This window comes from Nocardia sp. NPDC050718, assembly GCF_040654235.1.
GTDB lineage: Bacteria > Actinomycetota > Actinomycetes > Mycobacteriales > Mycobacteriaceae > Nocardia.
The window spans coordinates 1892490-1914936 of sequence record NZ_JBFAHQ010000001.1 but is presented as its reverse complement, the minus strand read 5'-3'; the positions used below and the strand labels follow the sequence as shown (position 1 = coordinate 1914936).

At 69.0% G+C, this 22447-nt stretch carries 23 protein-coding genes and 1 pseudogene; 10 read left to right on the top strand and 14 right to left on the bottom strand.

Annotation, left to right across the window (positions count from 1 at the left end; genetic code table 11):
• Window positions 1–149 precede the first annotated feature (149 nt).
• On the top strand, window positions 150–1625 hold the full coding sequence (locus AB0H54_RS08725; protein ID WP_357343878.1) for a cellulase family glycosylhydrolase: 1476 nt from the start codon (window positions 150–152) through the stop codon (window positions 1623–1625).
• 272 nt (window positions 1626–1897) lie between these two features.
• On the opposite strand, the gene AB0H54_RS08720 is transcribed toward AB0H54_RS08725, so the two are convergent.
• The gene (locus AB0H54_RS08720) at window positions 1898–3304 is read right to left on the bottom strand and encodes a DUF2252 domain-containing protein (RefSeq protein WP_357343876.1); all 1407 of its coding nucleotides are present in this window, start codon (window positions 3302–3304) and stop codon (window positions 1898–1900) included.
• A 181-nt stretch (window positions 3305–3485) separates the two neighbouring features.
• Here AB0H54_RS08720 and AB0H54_RS08715 point away from each other — a divergent pair, with 181 nt between their 5' ends.
• Window positions 3486–3938: an RDD family protein gene (locus AB0H54_RS08715; protein ID WP_357343874.1), complete on the top strand. Its 453-nt coding sequence runs from the start codon at window positions 3486–3488 to the stop codon at window positions 3936–3938.
• Window positions 3939–3948: 10 nt separating this feature from the next.
• Here the strand turns inward: AB0H54_RS08715 and AB0H54_RS08710 are convergent, their stop codons facing one another.
• The 5 genes from AB0H54_RS08710 to AB0H54_RS08690 form a co-directional block, all read right to left on the bottom strand.
• Window positions 3949–4197, bottom strand: a complete 249-nt coding sequence (locus AB0H54_RS08710; protein ID WP_357343872.1) for an NUMOD3 domain-containing DNA-binding protein — start codon at window positions 4195–4197, stop codon at window positions 3949–3951.
• A gap of 388 nt (window positions 4198–4585) precedes the next feature.
• The gene (gene nrdE / locus AB0H54_RS08705) at window positions 4586–6715 is read right to left on the bottom strand and encodes a class 1b ribonucleoside-diphosphate reductase subunit alpha (RefSeq protein WP_357344275.1); all 2130 of its coding nucleotides are present in this window, start codon (window positions 6713–6715) and stop codon (window positions 4586–4588) included.
• An 11-nt stretch (window positions 6716–6726) separates the two neighbouring features.
• Window positions 6727–7197, bottom strand: a complete 471-nt coding sequence (gene nrdI, locus AB0H54_RS08700; RefSeq protein ID WP_355282273.1) for a class Ib ribonucleoside-diphosphate reductase assembly flavoprotein NrdI — start codon at window positions 7195–7197, stop codon at window positions 6727–6729.
• 23 nt (window positions 7198–7220) lie between these two features.
• Entirely contained in the window at window positions 7221–7454 is a 234-nt protein-coding gene (locus tag AB0H54_RS08695; protein ID WP_355282275.1) for a redoxin NrdH, read from the bottom strand.
• A 393-nt stretch (window positions 7455–7847) separates the two neighbouring features.
• Window positions 7848–8417: an NAD(P)H-dependent oxidoreductase gene (locus AB0H54_RS08690; protein ID WP_357343870.1), complete on the bottom strand. Its 570-nt coding sequence runs from the start codon at window positions 8415–8417 to the stop codon at window positions 7848–7850.
• 87 nt (window positions 8418–8504) lie between these two features.
• On the opposite strand from AB0H54_RS08690, the gene AB0H54_RS08685 reads away from it, so the two are divergent.
• Window positions 8505–9161: a helix-turn-helix domain-containing protein gene (locus tag AB0H54_RS08685; protein ID WP_357343868.1), complete on the top strand. Its 657-nt coding sequence runs from the start codon at window positions 8505–8507 to the stop codon at window positions 9159–9161.
• 6 nt (window positions 9162–9167) lie between these two features.
• A complete protein-coding gene (nadE, locus tag AB0H54_RS08680; protein WP_357343866.1) occupies window positions 9168–9992 on the top strand; it encodes an ammonia-dependent NAD(+) synthetase in 825 nt (274 codons plus the stop codon).
• A gap of 4 nt (window positions 9993–9996) precedes the next feature.
• Here nadE and AB0H54_RS08675 read toward each other — a convergent pair whose 3' ends face one another.
• From AB0H54_RS08675 to moaA, 3 genes are read right to left on the bottom strand one after another with little or no spacing between them, the layout of a single operon-like run.
• Window positions 9997–10365, bottom strand: a complete 369-nt coding sequence (locus AB0H54_RS08675) for a DUF1801 domain-containing protein (protein WP_357343864.1) — start codon at window positions 10363–10365, stop codon at window positions 9997–9999.
• Between the two features lie 4 nt (window positions 10366–10369).
• A complete protein-coding gene (locus AB0H54_RS08670) occupies window positions 10370–10612 on the bottom strand; it encodes a MoaD/ThiS family protein (RefSeq protein ID WP_355282288.1) in 243 nt (80 codons plus the stop codon).
• Entirely contained in the window at window positions 10605–11663 is a 1059-nt protein-coding gene (moaA, locus tag AB0H54_RS08665; RefSeq protein ID WP_355282290.1) for a GTP 3',8-cyclase MoaA, read from the bottom strand. The genes AB0H54_RS08670 and moaA overlap by 8 nt, the downstream gene beginning before the upstream one ends.
• Before the next feature lie 142 nt (window positions 11664–11805).
• Here moaA and glp point away from each other — a divergent pair, with 142 nt between their 5' ends.
• The 3 genes from glp to AB0H54_RS08650 are packed head-to-tail and all read left to right on the top strand — an operon-like array spanning window position 11806 to window position 14433.
• Window positions 11806–13011 carry a gephyrin-like molybdotransferase Glp gene (gene glp, locus AB0H54_RS08660; RefSeq protein WP_357343861.1) on the top strand — a complete coding sequence of 402 codons (1206 nt, stop codon included), beginning with the start codon at window positions 11806–11808 and terminating at the stop codon, window positions 13009–13011.
• A complete protein-coding gene (gene moaCB / locus AB0H54_RS08655) occupies window positions 13008–14009 on the top strand; it encodes a bifunctional molybdenum cofactor biosynthesis protein MoaC/MoaB (protein WP_357343859.1) in 1002 nt (333 codons plus the stop codon). Before glp ends, moaCB begins: the two co-directional genes overlap by 4 nt.
• Window positions 14002–14433, top strand: coding sequence for a molybdenum cofactor biosynthesis protein MoaE (locus tag AB0H54_RS08650; RefSeq protein WP_357343857.1), 432 nt, complete (start codon window positions 14002–14004; stop codon window positions 14431–14433). Before moaCB ends, AB0H54_RS08650 begins: the two co-directional genes overlap by 8 nt.
• Before the next feature lie 3 nt (window positions 14434–14436).
• Here the strand turns inward: AB0H54_RS08650 and AB0H54_RS08645 are convergent, their stop codons facing one another.
• The 3 genes and pseudogenes from AB0H54_RS08645 to AB0H54_RS08635 form a co-directional block, all read right to left on the bottom strand.
• Entirely contained in the window at window positions 14437–15474 is a 1038-nt protein-coding gene (locus tag AB0H54_RS08645) for a CobW family GTP-binding protein (protein ID WP_357344273.1), read from the bottom strand.
• 1013 nt (window positions 15475–16487) lie between these two features.
• A pseudogene (locus AB0H54_RS08640) lies at window positions 16488–17267 on the bottom strand (N-acetylmuramoyl-L-alanine amidase); the annotation flags it as partial.
• Between the two features lie 177 nt (window positions 17268–17444).
• On the bottom strand, window positions 17445–17981 hold the full coding sequence (locus AB0H54_RS08635; protein WP_355282301.1) for a sigma-70 family RNA polymerase sigma factor: 537 nt from the start codon (window positions 17979–17981) through the stop codon (window positions 17445–17447).
• A gap of 215 nt (window positions 17982–18196) precedes the next feature.
• Here AB0H54_RS08635 and AB0H54_RS08630 point away from each other — a divergent pair, with 215 nt between their 5' ends.
• On the top strand, window positions 18197–18523 hold the full coding sequence (locus AB0H54_RS08630; protein WP_357343855.1) for a hypothetical protein: 327 nt from the start codon (window positions 18197–18199) through the stop codon (window positions 18521–18523).
• Window positions 18524–18532: 9 nt separating this feature from the next.
• Here AB0H54_RS08630 and AB0H54_RS08625 read toward each other — a convergent pair whose 3' ends face one another.
• Window positions 18533–19567, bottom strand: coding sequence for a transcriptional regulator (locus AB0H54_RS08625; RefSeq protein WP_357343853.1), 1035 nt, complete (start codon window positions 19565–19567; stop codon window positions 18533–18535).
• A gap of 104 nt (window positions 19568–19671) precedes the next feature.
• On the opposite strand from AB0H54_RS08625, the gene AB0H54_RS08620 reads away from it, so the two are divergent.
• Window positions 19672–20070, top strand: a complete 399-nt coding sequence (locus AB0H54_RS08620; protein WP_357343851.1) for a VOC family protein — start codon at window positions 19672–19674, stop codon at window positions 20068–20070.
• A 53-nt stretch (window positions 20071–20123) separates the two neighbouring features.
• Here the strand turns inward: AB0H54_RS08620 and AB0H54_RS08615 are convergent, their stop codons facing one another.
• On the bottom strand, window positions 20124–20747 hold the full coding sequence (locus AB0H54_RS08615) for a helix-turn-helix domain-containing protein (RefSeq protein ID WP_357343849.1): 624 nt from the start codon (window positions 20745–20747) through the stop codon (window positions 20124–20126).
• A 112-nt stretch (window positions 20748–20859) separates the two neighbouring features.
• Between AB0H54_RS08615 and AB0H54_RS08610 the strand changes: the two genes are divergently transcribed.
• On the top strand, window positions 20860–22446 hold the full coding sequence (locus tag AB0H54_RS08610) for a hypothetical protein (RefSeq protein ID WP_357343848.1): 1587 nt from the start codon (window positions 20860–20862) through the stop codon (window positions 22444–22446).
• Window position 22447 lies beyond the last annotated feature (1 nt).

Sequence of the window (22447 nt, the reverse complement as noted above, 5' to 3'; positions counted from 1 at the left end):
CTATGGTCTCTCGCCAACGGAGTTGGACGTGCGTTCAAATGGACGGATGTCCACCTGAGGATTGAGGGAAAGACATGGCGAGCACGGGAATTCGGCGGCCGTATCGGCCGGAGCGATCGTCATGGCGGGGGCGACTGCTGCGGTGGACGGTGGCGTCGGCGGTGGCGGCCGGGCTGACGGCATCCGGTGGTGTCGTGCCGGCCGGCGCCGAGCCGGGGGCCGAATTGTCGGCCCTGCGGGCGCAGGGGGCGGCGCTGGTCGACGGGTTCGGGCGGACCGTGCTGCTGCACGGGGTGAACACCGTGGACAAGGATGCGCCGTACCTGCAGGCGGGTGACGGGTTCGCGCTGAGCGACGACGCGGCCGCGCTGCTCGCCCGGCACGGGTTCAACACGGTGCAGCTCGGGGTGTCCTTCGACGGCTTGATGCCGACCGAGGGCGTGGTCGACACGGCCTACCTCGATCGGGTCGAGACGGTGGTGGACACGCTTGCCGCGCACGGGATCTACACCCTGCTCGACAACCACCAGGACGGGCTCTCGGAGATCTGGGGCGGCAACGGCTTTCCCGAGTGGGCGATCCGGGCCAGGCCGGGCGAGGGCGAGCCCAATCCCGGCTTCCCGCTGTACTACCTGATGCCGAGCATGAACGCCGGCTGGGACGAGGTCTGGAACAACACCTACGGCGTCCTGGATCATCTCGGGACCGCCCTCGGCGCACTCGCCGAGCGGCTGAACGGGCGCGCGAGCGTGCTCGGGATCGAGCTGCTCAACGAACCATGGCCCGGCACACCGTTTCTCACCTGCTTCCCGGACGGCTGCCCGGACTTCGACGCCAAGTACCAGCGCGCCCTGCAACGGCTGACCGACGCGGTGCGGGCCCGCAACGGCGCGGTGCCGGTGTTCTGGGAGCCGAATGTCACCTGGAACGAGACGATGCCGAGTCATCTCGGCAAGAATCCGCCGATCACCAGCCCGAACATCGTGTTCGCCCCGCACGACTACTGCATCCCCAGCCAGCTCGCCATCTATCTCGGACTGCCCGAGGAACTCCGAGCGGTGTGCTCGGTACAGCAGGACAAGACCTGGTCGAACATCGATTCCTTCACCGCTCGCACCGACATCCCGACCATGGTCACCGAATTCGGCGACGGCGATCCGACCGTGCTGCGCAACACCACCACCCGCGCCGACGAGCGCTTCGTCGGCTGGCACTACTGGCATTACCGCGGCACCGACGGCGACCCCTTCCGCGGCGACCTCGGCCGCGAACTGGTCCGCACCTATCCCCAGGCCACCGCGGGCACCCCGGAGGCAATGGTATTCGATTCGGCCACCGGCGATTTCGCCTATCGCTACCGTCCGGGAACCGCGTCGGCACCGACCGAGATCTACGTATCCGACCTGGCGCTGCCCGACAGCTACGAGGTGCGGGTGAGCGGCGGCCGGGTCACCTCGGCGGCCGGGGCGCGAGTGGTCACCGTCGTGGCCGACGGCACCGCGCCGGTCACCGTCCACATCCACCGCCCCGGATCGTCGGGCGCCGAACTGCCCGACGGCAACAGCGGCAGCGGCAGCGGCTCGGCGGCGGGCCTGCCGCGCATTCTCACAGGCTCGGCGAGCTAGTCGTGCCGCCCGGGCCCGCTGCCACTTCCCCGGTAGCGGGCCCGGCGGCACCCACTCCCGAGGCACCTCACCGGCGGCGTGTCATCCGATCACTCGAAGGACATCAATCGCGTCATCCATGCGATAGCGGGAAGCCAGGATCTTCAGTGCATCCTCTACGGTCACCACGGGATTCCGATATCTCCGCAGCATGTTCTGCAGCGCTTGCCTGGCGATCTCCGGCGAGACCGGTATCCGCGCGCGGAACCGATGCAAGGGGCCGGCGCAAGCGATCAGGCCCAGCCGGCCTCGTGGGCGGGGACGGTGCCGTCGGCGATCGCCGCGACCAGTTGGGCGTGGTCGCGCGTGTTCTGGTCGGCGTAGGCGCGGGCGAAATCGACCAGGGCGGTGTCGGTGCGTTCACTGCGGCCCAGGTAGTCGGCGATGCGGGCGGCGTCGCCGGAGCGGGCGTGGGCGCGGGCCAGGACCCGGGCGCACGCGGTGGCGAACTGTTCGAGTTGCGGTGCGACGAGGGCGCCGTCGGCGGTGACCTTCATGTCCCGGAACTGGCGGACGTAGAAGTCCATGTCGTCCACGCGGGTCCAGCCGAGGAATTTGTCGGTGGTGGACTGCAGCATCCGCTGGCCGTGGGCGACCCGCGAACCGTGGTTGTCGTAGCGACTCGGCGCCAGGAAGTCCTCGTACACCGAGCGGCCCGCCTGTTTGACCTGGATGAAGAACGGGTCGCCGGTGCGGCGTTCCTCGAGCAGCGCCAGGTAGACCCGCATGCCGACGCTGCCGACCCCGACCACCTGCCGCGCGACATCGATGAGCCGGAACCGCGTCAGCAGCGACCAGATGTGGTCGGGCACCGACTCGGCGTAGCCGTGCACGACCGCGCCGACGAGCCTGCGCTGGTCGTCACCGACCGCCACCCGGAACGGCGGGAGCTCGGTGATCCGCCGTCGCCCGTCCCGGAGCTCGGTGAACTTGCCGAACGCCCCACGACTGGTGCGTTTCACCGTTCCGCGCCGGATCTCCTTGCGCACCAACTCCTGTGCGCGCGGGCCGAAGTAGCCGAGAAAGTCCTCGGCGTCGACCCGCTCGTACCAGATATCGAGCTCCGGGGTGCGCGCGTACTCGGCCATGGCGGCCCGGTAGGCGACCGAGGCCGCCGCCACCGCCGCGTCCGACCGAGCAGCGGGCACCCCGTTGTCGCGGCCGAGCACGACGAGGGACGCCACCAGGCGCAGCAGGTCCCACTCGAACGGACCGGGCAGCGTCTCGTCGAAATCCCGCAGGTCGAATACGAGATTGCGCTCGGGACTCGCCCACATGCCGAAGTTCAGCACGTGCGCGTCCCCGCACAGCTGCACCCCGATCCCGGTATTCGGCCGCGACGCCAGGTCCGCGGCCATGATCGCGGCGGCCCCGCGATAGAACGTCCACGGCGAGGCCGCCATCCGCGCCATCCGGATCGGCACGAGATCCGGTGCCCGCAGCGCGTTCTGCGCCAGCACGGTCGCCAGCGCGTCGTGCCCACGCCGCTCCGGATCCCATGCGCCGAGGTCCGACCGCGGCACGATCTTGCGCGAATCCCGGCCGCGCCCACCACGTTCCGGCCGTTCGATCCGCTCACGTGGCGCCAACGCGAGGTCGAGCCCGTCCCCCACCGTCTTCCCGTGCTCCGCTCCGGACATGCGGCCTCCTCGACCTCGGTTCGACGAACTGCGCTTCGGCACAACAGAGCTCCGGTTCCCACCGTATCCGGCGGATTCCGGTACCGGCGCCGCCTCGCCGCGGCGCGGCGACCTGGGCCTTCCGTGGACGGCAAGGTCGCCACCGGGTGCTTGTTAAGCGACGTCGACCACGCTGGGCCCCATGAGCACGACGACAGCGACCCGGCGCTCCGCGCGAACCGGCGGCTACGAGCGCGACGCCGACGGTCGCTTGACCTTCGTCCGGCCCGAGAGCTCCGAGCCGCAGCGGCCGAAGAATGAATTCCCGCTCACCGGACGCACTTCCGCCGGCGACGAGACCGGGGTGATCCCCGCGTTCCTCATCGACATGGCACTGCACGCCGCCATCGGTGTCACCGCCTGGTACGTCGCGACCGGCGCGACCGCCGTGCTATACGGCATCGCCGCCTGGCTCGGCGCTTCTTTCCTGCACCGCACGGTGGTCCAGCGGTACACCCGCACGACGATCGGCAAATGCTCGTTCGGCCTGCGGCTACGCCACGCCGACGGCAGCTACCCGACGCTGTGGCAGCTGATCGGCCAGTGGTTCCGCGGCGGCTGGTGCTGCTTCGACATCTTCGGCACCATCGGCTGAGGAACGTGTTTCAGCTCTCGGCCCCAGGTTTGGGATCCTTCGCCAGGTCATCGACGCAGTGCGCACAAGACTCTTTGAACACGCCCTTGTTGGTGTGATGGCGCGTGTGCGCGCTGCGCTTACTCGACGGCATCGGCCGGCCTTTCCGAACCGCTGACATCTTCGCCCGCGTCTCGTCGCTGGCAGTTCGTCCGTAGTTCGGGTTTTTCGCGCCTGTTTTCTGCTCGGACAGAAGCCGACGCGTTTCCTCCGAGACCACGTGCCCGAATCCGGGATGATCAGGACCGAACTTCCCGCAGTTCGGATTCCTGATATAACGGATTCTCCTCACCGAACCGACGCACTCCCGGACGGCCTGTCGACCGGATCCGCGCAGCCTCCCGCATTTCCGCAGTCCAGATCACACCAGTAGGCCCGAGCCCGCCATCGGCCAGATTGAGCAGCGGCTGGCCTTCTCTCCGCAGATACGCAATCCAGTCATCTCCGCGCGTCCCAGTTTCTTCAGTCCGTAGACCCAATCGAGGACGTCGGCAATGACATCTTCGCGATTCTGCTTCCGGTAGTCATACTCGGCGCGGAGGCGAACTCCGTAGATCCCACCATCCGGCGGGTCTATCAGACCTCCGCACCGAGTATGAAACAAGAAATCACAACATGCAGGAGACGCAATTCTCTATTTCAGTCCCCTGCAGTGCCATTTGACGCAGACGAATGTAATACAGCGTCTTGATTCCCTTACGCCAGGCATAAATCTGAGCTTTGTTGATATCGCGGGTGGTGGCGGTATCCTTGAAGAACAGGGTCAGCGACAGGCCCTGGTCCACGTGCTGGGTGGCCGCGGCGTAGGTGTCGATGATCTTCTCGTAGCCGATTTCGTAGGCGTCGTCGTAGTACTCGAGGTTGTCGTTGTCGAGGTACGGGGCCGGGTAGTAGACGCGGCCGATCTTGCCTTCCTTGCGGATCTCGATCTTCGACGCCACCGGGTGGATCGAGCTGGTGGAGTGGTTGATGTAGGAGATCGACCCGGTCGGCGGGACCGCCTGCAGGTTCTGGTTGTAGATGCCGAACTCCTGCACCGAGGCCTTCAGCTCACGCCAGTCGTCCTGGGTGGGGATGTGCACGCCCGCGTCGGCGAAGAGCTGAGCGACCTTGTCGGTCTTGGGCTCCCACGCCTGGTCGGTGTACTTGTCGAAGTACTCGCCGCTGGCGTACTTCGACTCCGCGAAGCCGCCGAACGCGCTGCCGCGCTCCTTCGCGATCAGGTTCGAGGCCCGGATCGCGTGGTAGACCACGGTGTAGAAGTAGATGTTGGTGAAGTCGACGCCCTCTTCGGAGCCGTAGTGGACCCGCTCGCGCGCCAGGTAGCCGTGCAGGTTCATCTGGCCGAGGCCGATGGCGTGGGACTCGTTGTTGCCCTGCTCGATCGAGGGCACCGAGTAGATGTGGGTCTGGTCCGAGACGGCGGTCAGCGCGCGGATCGAGGTCTCGATCGTCTGCCCGAAGTCCGGCGAGTCCATCGCCTTGGCGATGTTGAGCGAGCCGAGGTTGCAGGAGATGTCCTTGCCGACCTTGGAGTAGGACAGATCGTCGTTGAACTCCGAGGGGGTGGAGACCTGCAGGATCTCCGAGCACAGGTTCGAGTGGGTGATCTTGCCCTTGATCGGGTTGGCCCGGTTCACCGTGTCCTCGAACATGATGTACGGGTAGCCCGACTCGAACTGCAGCTCGGCGATGGTCTGGAAGAACTCGCGCGCCTTGATCTTCGACTTGCGGATGCGCTTGTCGTCGACCATCTCGTAGTACTTCTCGGTGACGTCGACATCGGCGAACGGCTTGCCGTAGATGCGCTCGACGTCGTACGGCGAGAACAGGTACATGTCCTCGTTCTTCTTCGCCAGCTCGAAGGTGATGTCGGGGATCACCACGCCCAGCGAGAGCGTCTTGATGCGGATCTTCTCGTCCGCGTTCTCCCGCTTGGTGTCGAGGAAGCGGTAGATGTCGGGGTGGTGCGCGTGCAGATACACCGCGCCGGCGCCCTGGCGCGCGCCCAGCTGGTTGGCGTAGGAGAACGAGTCCTCCAGCAGCTTCATGATCGGGATGACGCCCGAGCTCTGGTTCTCGATCTTCTTGATCGGCGCGCCGTGCTCACGGATGTTGCTCAGCAGCAGAGCCACACCGCCGCCGCGCTTGGACAGCTGCAGGGCGGAGTTGATCGAGCGGCCGATCGACTCCATGTTGTCCTCGATGCGCAGCAGGAAGCAGGACACGGGCTCGCCGCGCTGCTTCTTGCCGGAGTTGAGGAAGGTCGGGGTGGCGGGCTGGAACCGGCCGTCGATGATCTCGTCGACCAGCTTGTCGGCCAGAACCTCGTCACCGGCGGCCAGGGTCAGGGCGACCATGACGACGCGGTCCTCGAACCGCTCCAGGTAGCGCTTGCCGTCGAAGGTCTTGAGCGTGTACGAGGTGTAGTACTTGAACGCGCCGAGGAAGGTCGGGAACCGGAACTTCTTGGCGTAGGCCCGCTGGAACAGGCTCTTGATGTACTCGCGGTTGTACTGCTCGAGGACCTCGGCCTCGTAGTAGTTCTCGTCGACCAGGTAGTCGAGCTTCTCGTCCAGGTTGTGGAAGAAGACGGTGTTCTGGTTGACGTGCTGCAGGAAGTACTGGTGCGCGGCCTCGCGATCCTTGTCGAACTGGATCTTGCCGTCGGGGCCGTACAGGTTCAGCATCGCGTTGAGGGCGTGGTAGTCCAGGACCTCGCCCGCCTCGCCGCGCACCGCGGCCTGCTCTAGGCGGGCAGTCTTGCCGGTCGGTGCTGTGGTTGCTGTTGCCAAAACAATCCCAATCCCTCTCGGACGCGCGCGACGTCCTCAGCGGTTCCCATGAGTTCGAAGCGATACAGGTACGGCACCCCGCATTTTCGCGAGATGATGTCGCCCGCAGCGCAATAGGTATCGCCGAAGTTCGTGTTGCCGGCCGCGATCACCCCGCGCAGCAGGGCGCGGTTGTGCGGGTCGTTGAGGAACTTGGCGACCTGCCGCGGTACGAGGTCCTTGTCGGACCGTTGGCCCCCCATGACGTGCCGACCACCCCCGTAGGTGGGGGTGATCAGCACGTAGGGTTCGTCGACGCGCAGCGATTCAGCGGTGTGCAGTGGAAGCCGAGTAGCCGGGAGACCCAGCTTCTCGACGAAACGACGAGTGTTCTCCGAAGCGCTGGAGAAGTAGACCAGCCCGCCCGGAGTCGTCCGTTCGGGCATGACGCCTCCTTCCGGCGAAGGTCCTAAGCGGCCGCGACGGCGAGCGACTTGATGCGGTCGGGGCGGAAGCCCGACCAGTGGTCGTCACCGGCGACGACGACGGGAGCCTGCAGGTAGCCGAGCGCCATGACGTAGTCACGCGCCTCGGCGTTCTCGGAGATGTCGATGATCTCGTAGTCCACCCCGGCCTTGTCGAGCGCCTTGTAGGTGGCATTGCACTGGACGCAAGCGGGCTTGGTGTACACGGTGATGGTCATCTAGGTTCTCCCTCTCCTATGCCTGATCCACAGCCTGTGATCCGTATGCAGTGCACGAACGGTGATGCTGCGCAAACTCCTGGATCTGGCGAAGAAAGCCCTGCTCGTAACCCCTTCCCTTGGGCCCGATCAGTGGTGGCTTCACACCGTCTTCCAGTACTGGAGACACTACACCTAGTGGCCGACAGATTGGAACAACACAAGGTGTTGCGAGTCGCACAGATGTAATTCCCCTGCCGTAAGTCCCAGGACGCGCGATCGACACGCTGGGAAAACAGTGGTCCAGATCACGATTTCGCATCCCGGCGAGTCCTCAGCAAACTTCGCAGCACACGCGAAAGGGGCGTCGCGTCCACACCGGACGCGACGCCCCTTTTCGAGCCGACAGGCAGCTTACGCCGAGACGAGCTTGCCGTCGGCGGCGGCAACCAGTTCGTGCACGGTCGCGCCCAGCTGGGTCAGCGCCTCGGCGTCCTGGGCCGGGTGGGTCTGGCCGAAACGCTCGCCGATGGTGCCGAAGCGCGCGTGCGCGGCCTCGACGACGACACCGCCCGCGACACCGATCGCCTTGACCGCGTCACCGTGAGCCCACTCGGCGGCCCTGGGGCTGATGGAGGCGCTCACGACCGCGACCGGCTTGCCCTTGATCGCGCCCGCGGCGTAGGGACGGGAGGCCCAGTCGATGGCGTTCTTCAGCACGGCGGGCAGGGTGCCGTTGTATTCGGGGGTGACGATCAGGACGGCGTCCGCCGCGGCGACGGCGGCTCGCAGCGCCTCGGCCTGCGCGGGGACCGCGCCGGGGACGTCCAGGTCCTCGTTGTAGAACGGGATCTCCGCGAGACCCTCGTAGATCGTGATGTCCGCGCCCTCCGGCGCGGTCTTCACCGCGGCCTCGGCGAGCTGGCGGTTGATCGAGCCCGCGCGCAGGCTTCCGACGAGAGTGAGGATGCGGGTCCCGGTCATGACGACTCCTGGTGTACTCAGTGGGATGATCGAAGTTTCATCAGACGATAACCGGACCCCAGTCCGATTACTTCCCGCGGAGGACGTGTGAGCGGCGTGAGCTACAGCACACCCAGGTCGGACGAGCCGCCGCTGCTGCCGATCGGCCCGCCGCCGCCCGGCGAGGCCGAGCCGATCGAGCGCGCCGACGCCGCCCGCAACCGCGCGTTGCTGCTCGACGCCGCCCAGCAGCTGGTGCGCGAGCACGGGGTCGCCGGGCTGACCATGGACGCGGTCGCCAAGCGCGCCGGCGTCGGCAAGGGCACCGTCTTCCGGCGGTTCGGGAACCGCACCGGCCTGATGCTGGCCCTGCTCGACCACTCCGAGCAGAAGTTCCAGGCGGCGTTCATGTTCGGGCCCGCGCCGCTGGGCCCCGACGCGAGCCCGGTCGAGCGGCTGATCGCGTTCGGGCGGACCCGGCTGCTCGACATCGAGGTCGAGGGCGACCTGCACCGGGCCGCCGAGGAGAAGGGGCGCTTCGGCGGCGGGCCGTACGGCCTGCACAAGGCGCACGTCGCGCTGCTGTTGCGCGAGGCCGGGGTCACCGGGGAACTGCCGCTGGTCGCCGACACCCTGCTGTCGACGTTGTCCGCGGCGCTGGTCATTCACCAGATCGACATCCTGGGCTACACCCGCGCTCAGATCGGCGACAACTGGGAATGGCTCGTTCGCCGCGTCGTTTCCCCTGCCGCACAAGTAGAGTGAGGCGGCATGGGGACACTGCGTGAACAGATCATCGCCGAGTTGGGCGTGCTGCCGGAGATCGAGCCGAAGCAGGAGGTCCGCCGCCGCGTCGATTTCCTCAAGGACTACCTGAACTCCACCCCGGCCAAGGGCTTCGCCCTCGGCATCAGCGGTGGCCAGGACAGCGCCCTGGCGGGCAGGCTGTGCCAGCTCGCCGTCGAGGAGCTGCGCGCCGAGGGTGTCGACGCGAAGTTCCTCGCCGTGCGCCTGCCCTACGGTGTGCAGGCCGACGAGCACGACGCGCAGACCGCCCTGAACTTCATCGACCCCGACCGGGCGGTCGTGGTGAACATCCGGCCCGGCGCCGACGCGGTGGCCGCCGAGGTCGCCGGTGCGCTCGACCACGAGCGGCTGCGTGACTTCGTGCGCGGCAACATCAAGGCCCGCGAGCGGATGGTCGCCCAGTACGCGCTGGCCGGGCAGGAGAACCTGCTGGTGGTGGGCACCGATCACGCCGCCGAGGCGGTCACCGGGTTCTTCACCAAGTTCGGTGACGGCGGCGTCGACCTGACTCCCCTCACCGGGCTCACCAAGCGCCAGGGCGCCGCGCTGCTCCAGGAACTGGGCGCCCCGTCGAGCATCTGGTCCAAGGTCCCCACCGCCGACCTCGAGGACGACCGGCCCGCCCTGCCGGACGAGGAGGCCCTCGGCCTTCGCTACGCCGAACTCGACGACTACCTCGAGGGCAAGGACGTCACCCCGGAGGTCGCGGCCCGGGTCGAGACGATCTTCACCAACACCCGGCACAAGCGCACCGTCCCGGTGACGCCGCTCGACACCTGGTGGAAATAGCAGATCAGGGGTCGCAGATCGGCGCACCGACATCCGGCGCGGTCGCGCGCAACAGGTCCCGGATGAGGTCGTAGTCCGGTTCCTTGCGGAAGCGCAGGCAGCCCTTGCCCATGTCCTCGCGCGCCAGGCGGTCGGCGAAGGCCGCGCGGACGTCGGAGCGCAGCAGGTAGAACGAGATGTACTGCTTCTGGCTGGCGAAGGCGATCTCGCCGACACCGTCGCGTTCGTAGGCGGGCATGCCGTAGGCCATGACCTCGGTGAAGCCGGGGAGTTCGGCCAGGCACAGCGCGCGCAGCCGGGTCAGCGCCGCGCGCCGCCCGTCCGGGAGTTCGGCGAGATAGGTGTCGACGTCGGGAGCCGCGCTCTGGACCATCCGGCTAGCCGCCCGCGAACGGGGGCAGGACATCGACGCGGTCGCGGAGCATGGCCGACGGGTCGCGGGTGAGTTCGTCGCCGATCAGGAAGGCGCAGACCCCGACGAGCGAGTCGACCTCGGTGCCGTAAGCGGCCGCCAGCGAGGCGCGCAGGTCGGCGACGGTCGCGCCGGTGGGCAGGTCGAGTGATTCGGAGTTCTTGCCGACCGCGTCGGCGATCGCGGCGAAGTAGCGGACCTCAACCACCGATGGCTCCCATCGTGCGTTCCGGGGGGACGAAACCGGCGGCGTCGATACCGTGACCGGCCCATTTCTGCCACATGGCACCGCGCCACAGCTCGGCGACCTCGTCGTCGTCGGCACCGGCGCGCAGCGCGGTCCGCACGTCGAACTCCTGGTCGCTGAACAGGCACGAGCGCAGCATGCCGTCGGCGGTGAGCCGGGTCCGGTCGCAGCTGTCGCAGAACTTGCGGGTGACCGTCGCGATGATGCCGACCGTGGCCGGGCCGCCGTCGACCAGCCACTTCTCGGCCGGCGCGGACGGATCGACGCGTCCGGCCTCGGTGAGGGTGAACCGTTCGCCGAGGACGTCGAGCAGGTCGGCGGCGGTCACCATGTTGTTGCGGGCCCACTCGTGGTCGGCGTCGAGCGGCATCTCCTCGATGAAGCGCAGCTCGCACTGTTCGGCCAGGCACCACGCGAGCAGGTCCGGCGCACCGGCCAGGTTCTGCCGCATCAGCACCGCGTTCACCTTCACCGGTGCCAGCCCGACATCGCGGGCGGCCCGGATGCCGTTGAGCACCGATTCGAGCCGGTCCCGGCGGGTCAGCCGGGTGAAATCGACCCGGTCGACGGTGTCGAGGGAGACATTGACCCGGCTCAGTCCGGCCTCGGCCAGGGCCCGGGCCCGGTGTTCGAGGCCGACGCCGTTGGTGGTCATGGCCAGCGGGGTGTCGGGCACCGCCGCGTGACAGCCCGCGATGATCTCCTCCAGCTCGCGCCGCATCAGCGGTTCGCCACCGGTGAAGCGCACCTCGCGCACGCCCAGTTCCCGCACGGCGAGGGACACCAGCCGGATGATCTCGTCGGCGCTCAGCAGCTCCTGCCGTGGGATCGGCGGCAGGCCCTCCTCGGGCATGCAGTAGGTGCAGCGCAGCGAGCACTTCTCGGTGATGGAGACGCGCAGATCGCGCGCGACCCGGCCGAAGCGGTCGACGAGGAGCGGCGTCTCGGGCCGGCCGTCCAGGGAAGGCCGCTCCGATCGCACAGCGGGAATCCCCATTTCGACCAGCGTCATCTTTACAGTATGACCCGTCGGCCCCGGCGTGAACCGTCCGGAGCGCCGATCTGTCACGAAGTCGACAGCTCACCGCCCGCGCTCGGCCGCGGTGAGCGATCCGGGCCGAACCCGCCGGTCGGACGGCGATTAGGCTGGCAGCATGACTCCCCGGCCCGCCACCGCGTCGGCGCGCAGCGTCGACGAGTACCGCGACACCGTCGCCGCGCTGCTGGCCCACCTCGCCGACCGCCCGGCCGAGCAGGTGGCGGTCCCCGACGCGCTCGGCCGCGTCCTGACCGACGACGTGCTGTCCCCGATCGATCTGCCGGTGTTCCGCAACTCGGCCATGGACGGGTACGCGGTGCGGGCGGCCGATGTGGCGGTCACGCCGGTCACCCTGCCGGTCACCGGGGTCGTGGCGGCGGGCAAGCCGGGCGCCGAGCCGCTGCCCGCGGGCTCCGCGCTGAAGGTGATGACCGGCGCGCCGATCCCGCCCGGCGCCGACTGTGTCGTGCCGGTCGAGGACGTGCAGGCGGGCGAGGGCCGGATCGTGGTCGAGCGGGGCCGGGCCCGCGGTGAGTTCGTGCGGGAGGCCGGGACCGACGTGCGCGCCGGTGCGCTGGTCGCCAGGGCGGGCACGGTGCTCGCGCCCCGGCACATCGCGGCGCTGGCCGCCGTCGGTCTGGCGACCGTGCCGGTGCTGAGCCGCCTGCGTGCGGTCTGCGTCACCACCGGTGACGAACTCCGGCCCGCCGGGACCGAGCTGGCGCCGGGACAGATCTACAACTCCAACGGGATCGCGCTGGCCGCGGCCCTGCGCGCCGACAGTGTCGAGGTCGTCGAGGTCGCGCACAGCACCGACGATCCGGCCGAGTTCACCGCCGTGCTGCGCGCCGCCGTCGCCGCCGCCGATCTGGTCTTCACCTCCGGCGGGGTGTCGAAGGGCGATTTCGAGGTCGTCAAGGACGTGCTGGAACCGCTGGGCGGGACGTTCGGTTCGGTCGCGGTGCAGCCCGGCGGACCGCAGGGCTACACCGTCGTCGACGGGGTGCCGGTTTTGAGCTTCCCCGGCAATCCGGTGAGCACCACCGTGTCCTACGCGGTGTTCGCCCGCGACGTGGTGCGGGCGCTGGGCGGGCTGCCCGCGCCCGCCACCGCCGAGGTGACCCTGCTGACGCCGGTGCGTTCGCCCGCGGGCAGGCGCCAGTATCTGCGCGGCCTGCTGACCGACGACGGCGTCGAAGTGGTCTCGGGTCCCGGTTCCCATCTCATCGCGGGCATGGCCTGGGCCGATGTGCTCGTGGATGTGCCCGCCGAGGTCACCTCGCTGCCCGCGGGTGTCCCTGTGCGAATCTTGACGCTATGAGCGAGTTGTCCCACCTCGACCGCGAGGGTCGCGCGCGCATGGTCGATGTCAGCGGCAAGGCCGACACCACCCGGATCGCCGTCGCCGCAGGCGAATTGCAGACCACGGCCGAGGTTGTCCGGCTGGTGCGCGCCGAGGGGATGCCCAAGGCGGATGTGCTGTCGACGGCGCGGCTGGCCGGAATCGCCGGTGCCAAGAAGACTTCCGAGCTGATCCCGCTGTGTCATCAGCTGGCGTTGTCGTCGGTGAAGGTGGAGTTCGGGTTCACCGAGACGACCATCACGGTCGAGGCCACCGCGAAGACCACCGGGCCGACCGGGGTCGAGATGGAGGCGCTGACCGCGGTCGCCGTCGCGGGGCTCACGCTGCACGACATGGTGAAGGCGGTGGATCCCGCCGCGGTGATGAACGGGGTGCGGCTGGTCACCAAAGAGGGTGGCAAGCACGGGCATTGGGTGCGGCCCGAGGCGCGGACCGCAACGGCGTCACCGAGCGCGGCCGACCAACCGGTCGCCGGTGTCGAGGCACGCAGCGCCGTGGTCGTGGTCGCGTCCACCGGCGCGGCGGCGGGCACCAGGCTCGACACCACCGGCCCCGTTCTCGCCGAATGGCTCGGCGCACAGGGATTCTCGGTACGCGGCCCGCTCGTCTATGCCGACGCCGAGATCGCGGCGGGGTTGGCCGATGCCCTCACGGGTGCGCCCACACTGATCATCACCACCGGTGGCACCGGCGCCTCCCCCACCGATGCCACCCCCGAGGCCACCCGCGCCGTCCTCGATCGCGAACTGCCCGGCGTCGCCGACGCCATCCGGCAGCGCGGCACGGCGAAGTTCCCGCTCGCGGCGCTCAGCCGGGGCGTCGCCGGGCTGGCGGGCCGCACCGTCGTGGTCAACCTGCCGGGATCGCCCGGCGGGGTGAAGGACGGGATCGCGGTCCTGGAACCCCTGTTGGACCATCTGCTCGCGCAAGTAGCCGGAGGCGGCGACCATGAATGACCACGGCGCGGTGCGCCTGACCGCGATCAGCGACCAGGCGCTCGATCCCCTCGCCGTCGAAAACGCCGTCGACGGACCGGAATTCGGTGCGGTGGTGGTGTTCACCGGCAAGGTCCGCAATCACGATGGCGGCCAGGAAGTGACGGCGCTGGAGTACTCGGCGCATCCGCAGGCCGAGCGGTTCCTGACCGACATCTGCGCCGATGTCGCCGCCGCGCACGGACTTCCGGTGGCGGCGATCCATCGCATCGGCTCGCTCACCATCGGCGACCTGGCGATCGTCGTCGCGGTCGCGGCGCCGCATCGGGCCGAGGCGTTCACCGTCTGCGCCGAGCTCGTCGACCGGATCAAGCACGAGGTGCCGATCTGGAAGCGGCAGCTGTTCGCCGACGGCCTGTCCGAGTGGGTCAACGCCTGCGGCTGAGCGTCATCGCGGGGTGTAGCGCCAGACGCCGAGCATCGCCTGCTCGTCCATGAGCTCCTCGCCCTCGAAGACGGTGCCGCGCAAGCGTTCCAGCGCCGCGGCCGCGTCCAGGCCGGTGCCGATCAGCACCAGGTTCGACACGCGTTCCTCGCCGCGCCCCCAGGAGCCGGGGGTGAACACCACGTGCCTGCCGACCAGGTGCATCTCGAACTTGCGCCGCTCCCCCGCGACCGCGAAGGCCACGCAGCCCTTGGCGCGGAACAGGCCGGGCGGCGGATCCTCCAGGAAGGCGATCAGGGCGCGCGGGTCCAGGTCCCGCTTGCTGGTGAACGACACCGACGCGTACTCGTCGTGCAGGTGTCGGTGCGCCGCGTCGTCGTGATCGTGGTCGTGCTCGTCGAGCAGCGAGTCGAAACTCAGCTGCTGGGCCACCTTCGGTTCCGCGAGCACCCGCTCGTCGAAGAGCAGACCGGGATCGACCCGGCCGTGCGTCGTCGCGTAGACCGGCACCTGCCCCACCCAGTCCGACACCTGCGCGCGGAGTGCGGCCAGCGCCTCTGGTGCGACCCGGTCGGCCTTGTTCACCAGCACGAGATCGGCCAGGCGCAGGTGCGTGACCAGTTCCGGATGCTGGGCACTGGTCGCGCCGAACAGCTCGGCGTCGACCACCTCGACCAGCCCGCCGTACCCGATCCGGGGATTCGGGTTGGCCACCACCATGCGGATCAGGTTGCGCGGCTCGGCCAGGCCGCTGGCCTCCACCACGATCACGTCGACGGCGCTGCGCGGCTGCGCCAGGGTCGCGAACAGGTCGTCGAGTTCGGAGACGTCCACCGCGCAGCACACGCACCCGTTGCCCAGCGACACCATCGCGTCGACCTGGCCGGCCACCAGCATCGCGTCGATGTTCACGGCGCCGAAGTCGTTGACCACCACGCCGATCCGGGTGCCCCGGTTGTTGCGCAACAGCGAGTTGAGCAGGGTCGTCTTCCCCGACCCGAGAAACCCCGCAACGATCACCACAGGAATCACCGTGTCGATTGTGCCCGAACGGCCGCGGCCGCCGATCCCTGGGCGGGGTCGGCGGCCGCGGGCGCGTGTGGTTACTTCGTCGGGCCGAAGACCAGGCCGACGAGCGTGTAGGCGAGGTTGATCAGCTGACTGGTGATCGCGGTGTTGTCCATGCCCAGCGCCCTGGCCAGCGGCATCAGCATGTTCATCACGGTGAGGATCGGGCCGCCGAGCGAACTCAGGTCGGGGGCCGACTCGTCCGGGGTGGACTGCTGCTGGTTCTTCGGCGTGGTGCCGCGCTCGCGCGGGGTGGGCGCGGGTGCCGCCGGAGCGCCGGGGGCGGCGGTGCGCACCTCGGCGGCACCGGGGATCGTCAGGTGCCCGCCCGAGCCGGTCGGCGGCTTCGCGGGCTGCTGTGCGGGAGCCTGCTCGGGGGCACCGCCGGGGACGGTCAGGTGACCGCTGGAACCGGCGGGGAGCCGGGGTTCGGCGGAGACCGGATCGCCCAGCGGAGCGCGGGCCGGGATGGCCGCGGGCTGAGCGTGGGCCGGGGTCGGTTCGGTGGTCGGCGGCTGAGCGCCATCGGGCGGCGGCGCTGACGCGTCGGCGGGCGGAGTGGCCGGGGTCGGCGGCGTACTCGTCGGGGCCGGAGTCTCGGCGGGCGCACCGGCCGGGGCGGGTGCGGCGGGAGTCGGGTCGGCCGACTGCGCCGGATTCGGGTTCGCCGCCGGGGCGGGGTCGACCGGATTCGGTGCCGGATCAGCGGGGTTCGGGTTCGCCCCCGGATCGGCCGGATTCGAGTCCGCCGCCGGAGCGGGGGCCGGATCGGCCGGATTCGGGTTCGCCGCCGGAGCCTGGGCGGGGTCCGCCGGGGTCGGCGTCGGGGTCGAATCGGCGGTGTTCGGGTCCGCCGCCTGGCCGGGCTGCGGGGCCGGGGTGGTCGGTGCGGCCGGGTCCGGAGCGGGGGTCGCGGCGGGGACGCGGCCGTCGGCGGGCTTCGAGTCCGGGGCGGAGGCGGGCACCGTCCCCGAGACCGGCTTGTTGAGCAGGAAACCCACCACGCCGGTCGCGATCGCGACGGCATGCTTCAGCTGACCCTCGCGCGATTCGAGCAGTGCGGCGTCCTCGGCATTGGCGCCGTTGCCCATCTCCACGAAGACCAGTGGCACCTGGGTCAGCGCGGGCCCGGCCACATCGGCCCTGGTCTGCAGCCCATTGCTGACACCGGCATAGGTCGCCGACGGGAAGCCGGAGGCGAGATAGGCGTCGCGGACGGACGCCGACACGGCGCGGCCCGCACCGGACTGCGCCTGGTCGGCGAGCGTGTCGGGGATCGGCAGCTGCGGCACGATCAGATGGAAGCCGCGCTGTTCGGCGGGGGCGCTGTCGGCGTGGATGCTCACCGCGACCGAGGCGCCGGACTGATTGGCGGCGCGGGCGCGATCGTCGACGCAGCCGCCCCAGCCGCTGTCGTCGGCGCGGCTGAGCACCACTTCGGCGCCGAGCGCCTGCAGCGAGGCCTTCACCAGCTGGGCGACCTCCCAGTTGATGGTGTGCTCGGGAATGCCGTTGAGCGAGGTCATGCCGGTGGTCTGGCAGTCCTTGGTGCCACCGCGCCCGTTGTCGACCTGGCGGCTCAGATCCTCCGCGTGCGCCGTTCCCTGATGACCCGGGTCGAGGAAGATCGTCTTGCCCGCGAGCTGATCGCTGGCGGCGGGTTCCGGCGCGGCGTGCGCCGTCGCGGGCACCAGCCCCGTCAGCGACAGGACGACCGCGGCGGAGACGGTGGAGCAGAGACCGGCCTTGATGATGTTTGGTTGCATGTTCGGTCGGTGCTCCGGAACGGAGCACCCCTCCCTTCCCATTGGTAACACCAAACCCAGTGGTTCACTCTTGCAACGTGAGCAACTACAGAGCAAGCACCGTTACCGAAATGTGACGGGAGAAAAGCGCAGGTTAGCGCTGGTCAAACGCCCAGATCATGGGCCTCGTCGACCGGATCAGGCAACGTCGGGCAATTGCCGCAGCGAGCGCAGCGCGTAGTGCACGCGGGTCTTCACCGTCCCCACCGGCACCCCGAAGTCCGCGGCCACCTCCCGATAGCCGCGATCGTGCAGGATCACCTCGACGACCGCGGCCCGCTGCGGCTCGGGCAGCCGGGCCAGCAACTGATCGACCAGCAGCCCGTCGACGAGCCCGTCGGCGAAATCCGGTCGGCCGACGCAGGCGACCTCGGTGATGTCGTCCCAGCCGACGTCACCGGGCCGGGCGGCCCGCGCCCGCACGATATCGACGACGACATTGCGTTCGATCGCCAGCAACCAGGTCCGCACGCTGCCCTTGCGCACGTCGAAGTCGCGACAGGACCGCCAGCCGCGCAGCAGCGTCTCCTGCACGGCGTGCTCGGCCAGGCCGGGATCGCCCAGACTGCGCATCGCCCGCCAGTGCAGCAGGCCACGGTCGGCGGCCAGCACCTCGGCCAGCCCGTCGGGGGTACACAGGCGCGCGCAGTGCGCACCGCAGGAGTTGTCCTTCATATGGGGTTATCGCCGCGCACCGCCCCGATGACAACGAGCGACGTTAAGCCGCTCTTCAGAATCCTGCTGGCCCCGGACGCGACACTCGTTTCGCGAGCCCGGCCAGGGCCTGCTCCAGGAGGGGGGAGCAGGGCCGCCGGGCTCGCTCTTTTCCACCCATTCCCTGGCGCGAGCGGGAATCGGCGACGACAATCGCGGCGAGGGAGCGAGAAAACGTGGACATCCATGCATACCCGACCGACGCGCACACGCCGGTCGACCGGGCCGAGGCCACCCGCCTAGCGGCCGACCACCTACCACCGCCGCAGCCGGACACCGAGCGGCGCATCGTCGAATTCGCGACCGGCTTCGTCGCCTTCGAGATCAGACCACTGCACGCACCCGTTGACCGGCCACTTCCGGTCGGCGGCTCGGTATACGTCATCGACAAGGCGACCGGCGCGGTGTCGTTCTGGCCGACCTATTCCTGCGCGGCGGTCGCGGATCGATATGAAGCGGGGCAGGTGATCGTCGCGGACGCCTGGCCCGATCAGGACGACTGATCGAGGACATCACCATTCCTCAGGCGCTGAACAGCCCTCGCGATCCGCGGCATAACTGCTACCTATCTGTGCATCGGCGGCTGCGGCGAGTCGGTCGGCGAGGGCGCGGACGGCGTCGTTGAGGGTGGCGGGGTGCTCGATGATGAACGGGCGGTTCAGGCCGGCGAGCAGGGCGGGGATCCAGTCGAGTTGTTCGGCGTGGATTCGGATCCGGACCCACGGGTCGGTGTCGATGGGCTGCGAGTCGATCTCGTGCACAGTCGCGATCGTCGCGGGGAGCAGGGGGCGGACCTGGGTGAGTGTGCCCTGAACTCGGACCGATACCTCGTGCCGGTAGGGCGCGGTGGCCAAGGCGGACAGAAGATGAGCGGCGGGCTCGAATTCGGCTGGCGGAGTGAATGTTCCGGGCTGGGTGCTCACTGCGGTGATGCGGTCCAGCCGGAACTGGCGTAGTTCCTCGCTGTTGCTGTCCATCCCGGTCAGGTACCAACGGCCGGAGTGGTCGACGAGCCCGTAAGGGTGCACGGTCCGGCTGCTGGACCGTCCGTTTCGGTCGGTGTACTCGATGGCGACCGGTTGATGCTCGCGGGTGGCCTCGGCGAGCCGGAGCAGGACGGTGGTCTCGACCGGCGCTTCCCGGCGCGCGTCGGCGGTGAATTCGACGGTATCGATCAGTGCGTCCAGCCGGGCAGTCAGGCGTGAGGGAAGGACGCGGCGGAGTTTGGCCGTCGCGCTGTCGGCCGCGCGGGTGGCCGCTGTCGGCCGGTCGGTGCCGCGACTGGCGAGGAGCCCGAGGAGCACGGCCACCGCCTCGTCGTCGGTCAGCATCAGCGGTGGCATTCGATAGCCGGGAGCGAGCCGGTATCCCCCGTAGCGGCCCCGCACCGATCGGACCGGGATATCCAGGTCGGTGAGATGGGTGACGTAGCGCCGGACGGTGCGTTCATCGACGCCGAGCCGTCCGGCGAGTTCGCCGACGGTATGGGTACCGCCGGTCTGCAACAGCTCGAGCAGGGCCAGCACTCGGGCGGTGGGGCGCGTCATCGGGAAATTCTCGCATCGATACCGGGCGGAAACTGTCCGGTATCGGCTCTACCGTGGCGTGCGGCGGCGGAACCCTCCCCCGCGTCCGACAGCAGGAGCACTCCATGAAGCTCGTCTCGATCCGTCTGATCACCGACGACATCCAGCGGCTGGTCAGTTTCTATCGCCACGTGACCGGCGTCGAAGCGAACTGGGCTACACCGGATTTCGCCGAGATCGTCACACCGGCAGGCACCCTCGCGATCGGCAGCACCCGCACCGTGGCGCTGTTCGCCGCGGGCAGCGCGCACCCAGCCGACAATCACACGGCGATCATCGAATTCCTGGTCCCCGACGTCGATGCCGACTACCGGCGGTTGCGAGACACGGTCGAGGACTTCGTCAACGAGCCGACGACGATGCCGTGGGGAAACCGGTCGCTGCTGTTCCGCGATCCGGACGGCAACCTGATCAACCTCTTCACCCCGGTCACCGCGCAGGCCGCCGCGAAGTTCGCCGGTTGACTTCCGCTCGCGGGCGCTCTCGCCTTCCGCCGGAAGTGACCTGGCTCGGCACGCTAGCGAAGCGTCGGTAGCAGGGCGAATGCCTGTCGCACCAGTTCGGAGAGATCGGGGGGATTCGCGGTGTCCCGGGTGCGCAGTTCCCAATCGCGGATCAGGGCGGTGCGCAGGACCGCGACGGCGGTGCGGGCGGCCAGGTCGGCGGCGTAGTCCACGTCCTCGGGTGCGATCCCGTTGCGGTGCAACCGGTCTCGCAGTGCGTCGGCGATAGCCGATTCGAACTGCACCAGGAGTGACCGCGCCGAGCGGCCGAGCTGTGTGCGGGGTGGGCCTTGCAGGAACAGCCACAACGCGCTGGGCGTCCCGGAGGCGTCCGGGGCGCTTTCCACGGCGGCCAGCGCCGCCCGTTCGATCGCGGTCAGGGGCGTCTCGTGGTCCGGGCGGGCGCGGATCGCCGCGGTGAACACCGGCATGCCGTCGATGATGTCGTCCACCAGCAGCTCCTCCTTGCCGGCGAAGTACCGGAAGAAGGTCCGCTCGGTCACCCCGGCCTGGTCGGCGATCTCCCGCACGGTGGTCGCGGCGTACCCCTGGTCGGCGAACAGGCGGGTCGCGGCCGTCCGCAGCGCCTCGCGCGTAGCGGCCTTCTTTCGTTCCCGATGGCTGGTCTGTTCGCTCACCGCCATCACGATAGCGGTCCGATCGGACGTGCGCGGGCAAGAAATGTCAGTACTGACGATTGTCAGTACTGACATTTTATGCGAGTCTCGAACCCGGACCGAAGGGAAGACCATGAAGATTCTCGAGCGCCGCCGGATCCTGATCGCGGCAGTGGCCGTGGTGGTGGTCGCCGCGGCGGCCACCATCCTCCAGCTGAGACACCACACGCCACCATCCCGTACGGAAGATCCCGCGGCTGCGATGTACGGGGGAACGATGAGTACGTGCTTCTGGAAATACGGTGCGGTCGGTGCGGTGCCCGACACGGTCAACGTGGCGTACCCCGACGCCGGGGCCGTGTACTGGACCGCCGCCTTCCGCCGTCCGCCGGGCAGCACCCTGACGCTGTCGGGCACTTTTCCCCATGCTCGTTACACATCGTTGATCAGTTACGACATCTCCGGGCGGGTCATCGACGGACTGGCCGACTATCAGTACGAGCCCGATGCGGGGTCGGTGAACCCGTTCCGGCCGGGCGCCCCCCGCGGTGGCACCAACCACTACACCGTGACCGTCGCCGAGCAACAGAACCTCGACCCGGACACCCGTCGGCCCCGCTTCAGCCGCAACCCGAAATACGGTGAGGCCCCGCGCAATACCCTCTACGCCGAGCCGGACACCCCGAATACCGAAACCGTCGGCGGACGCGATTACGCCATCGAATCCGTCACCCTGCGCACCTACGTGCCCGACCGAGGCACCGACCTGAACGGCGACGTACCGCTGCCCGAGCCGCAACTGACCCTCGCCGACGGCACCCGGCTCACCGGCCAGGGACTCTGCGACGCCATCGACTCCGAATCGAAGGACCGCCTCGCCCACGGTCTGGAACCGCGCGGTGCCGCCGCCGACGCGCTACGCCTGGACGACAGCACTTTCGCCGCCCTGCGCCATCCCGAGACCCTGACTCAGCCCTGCAATGTGCTGACTCCGACCGGATGCCCCACCGACTACACCGTTCCGCCTGCCCTGGTGCAAAATCCGCGCCCGGTCGCCGACCCGGCCACCTTTCCCGCCACCCCCGAGGCGAACTGGCGCGCACAGTACGACCGCCGGTATCTACTCCAGCTCTACACCGGCGACGACGCGCCAGGCGCAAGCATGAACCCGCAGCGCGCCGGCGGCGGCGGCTTCTTCCCCAATATGCACAACAACTACGTTCGCAACGCCCTCAATCACCGATTGGGCGACGTCGTCGTGCTGCGCGGCAAGCTGCCCACCTCGCCCCGGACCGAAGGCGGCGAAACCACCTTCCCCGCCGACGCGTTTCAGACCCGCTACACCTCGTTCTGCATGACCGAGTCGATCCAAACCACCCGAACCATGAACTGTGTCTTCGACGAGCAGATCGCCACTGATCCGGATGGGTACTACACCATCGTCATCAGCCGCGCCGGCGATCGCCCTGCCAACGCCGATCCGGGCTGCGGGCGTACCTGGCTGGAATGGCAGACACCCCGCGACACCGACCCGGACTTCGCGTTCATCCAGATCCGCAACATGCTGCCCGACCAATCCTTCGCCCAGGCCACTCAGAACACCCGGCACCCTGGCGACGAAAAGGCCGTCATGGGCGACTACCTGCCCACGGTCACCTACATGAGCAAGGCCCAGAGCGAGGCCACCGGCTGCCCTGTCGGCCGCGAGGGACAGGAGTGAT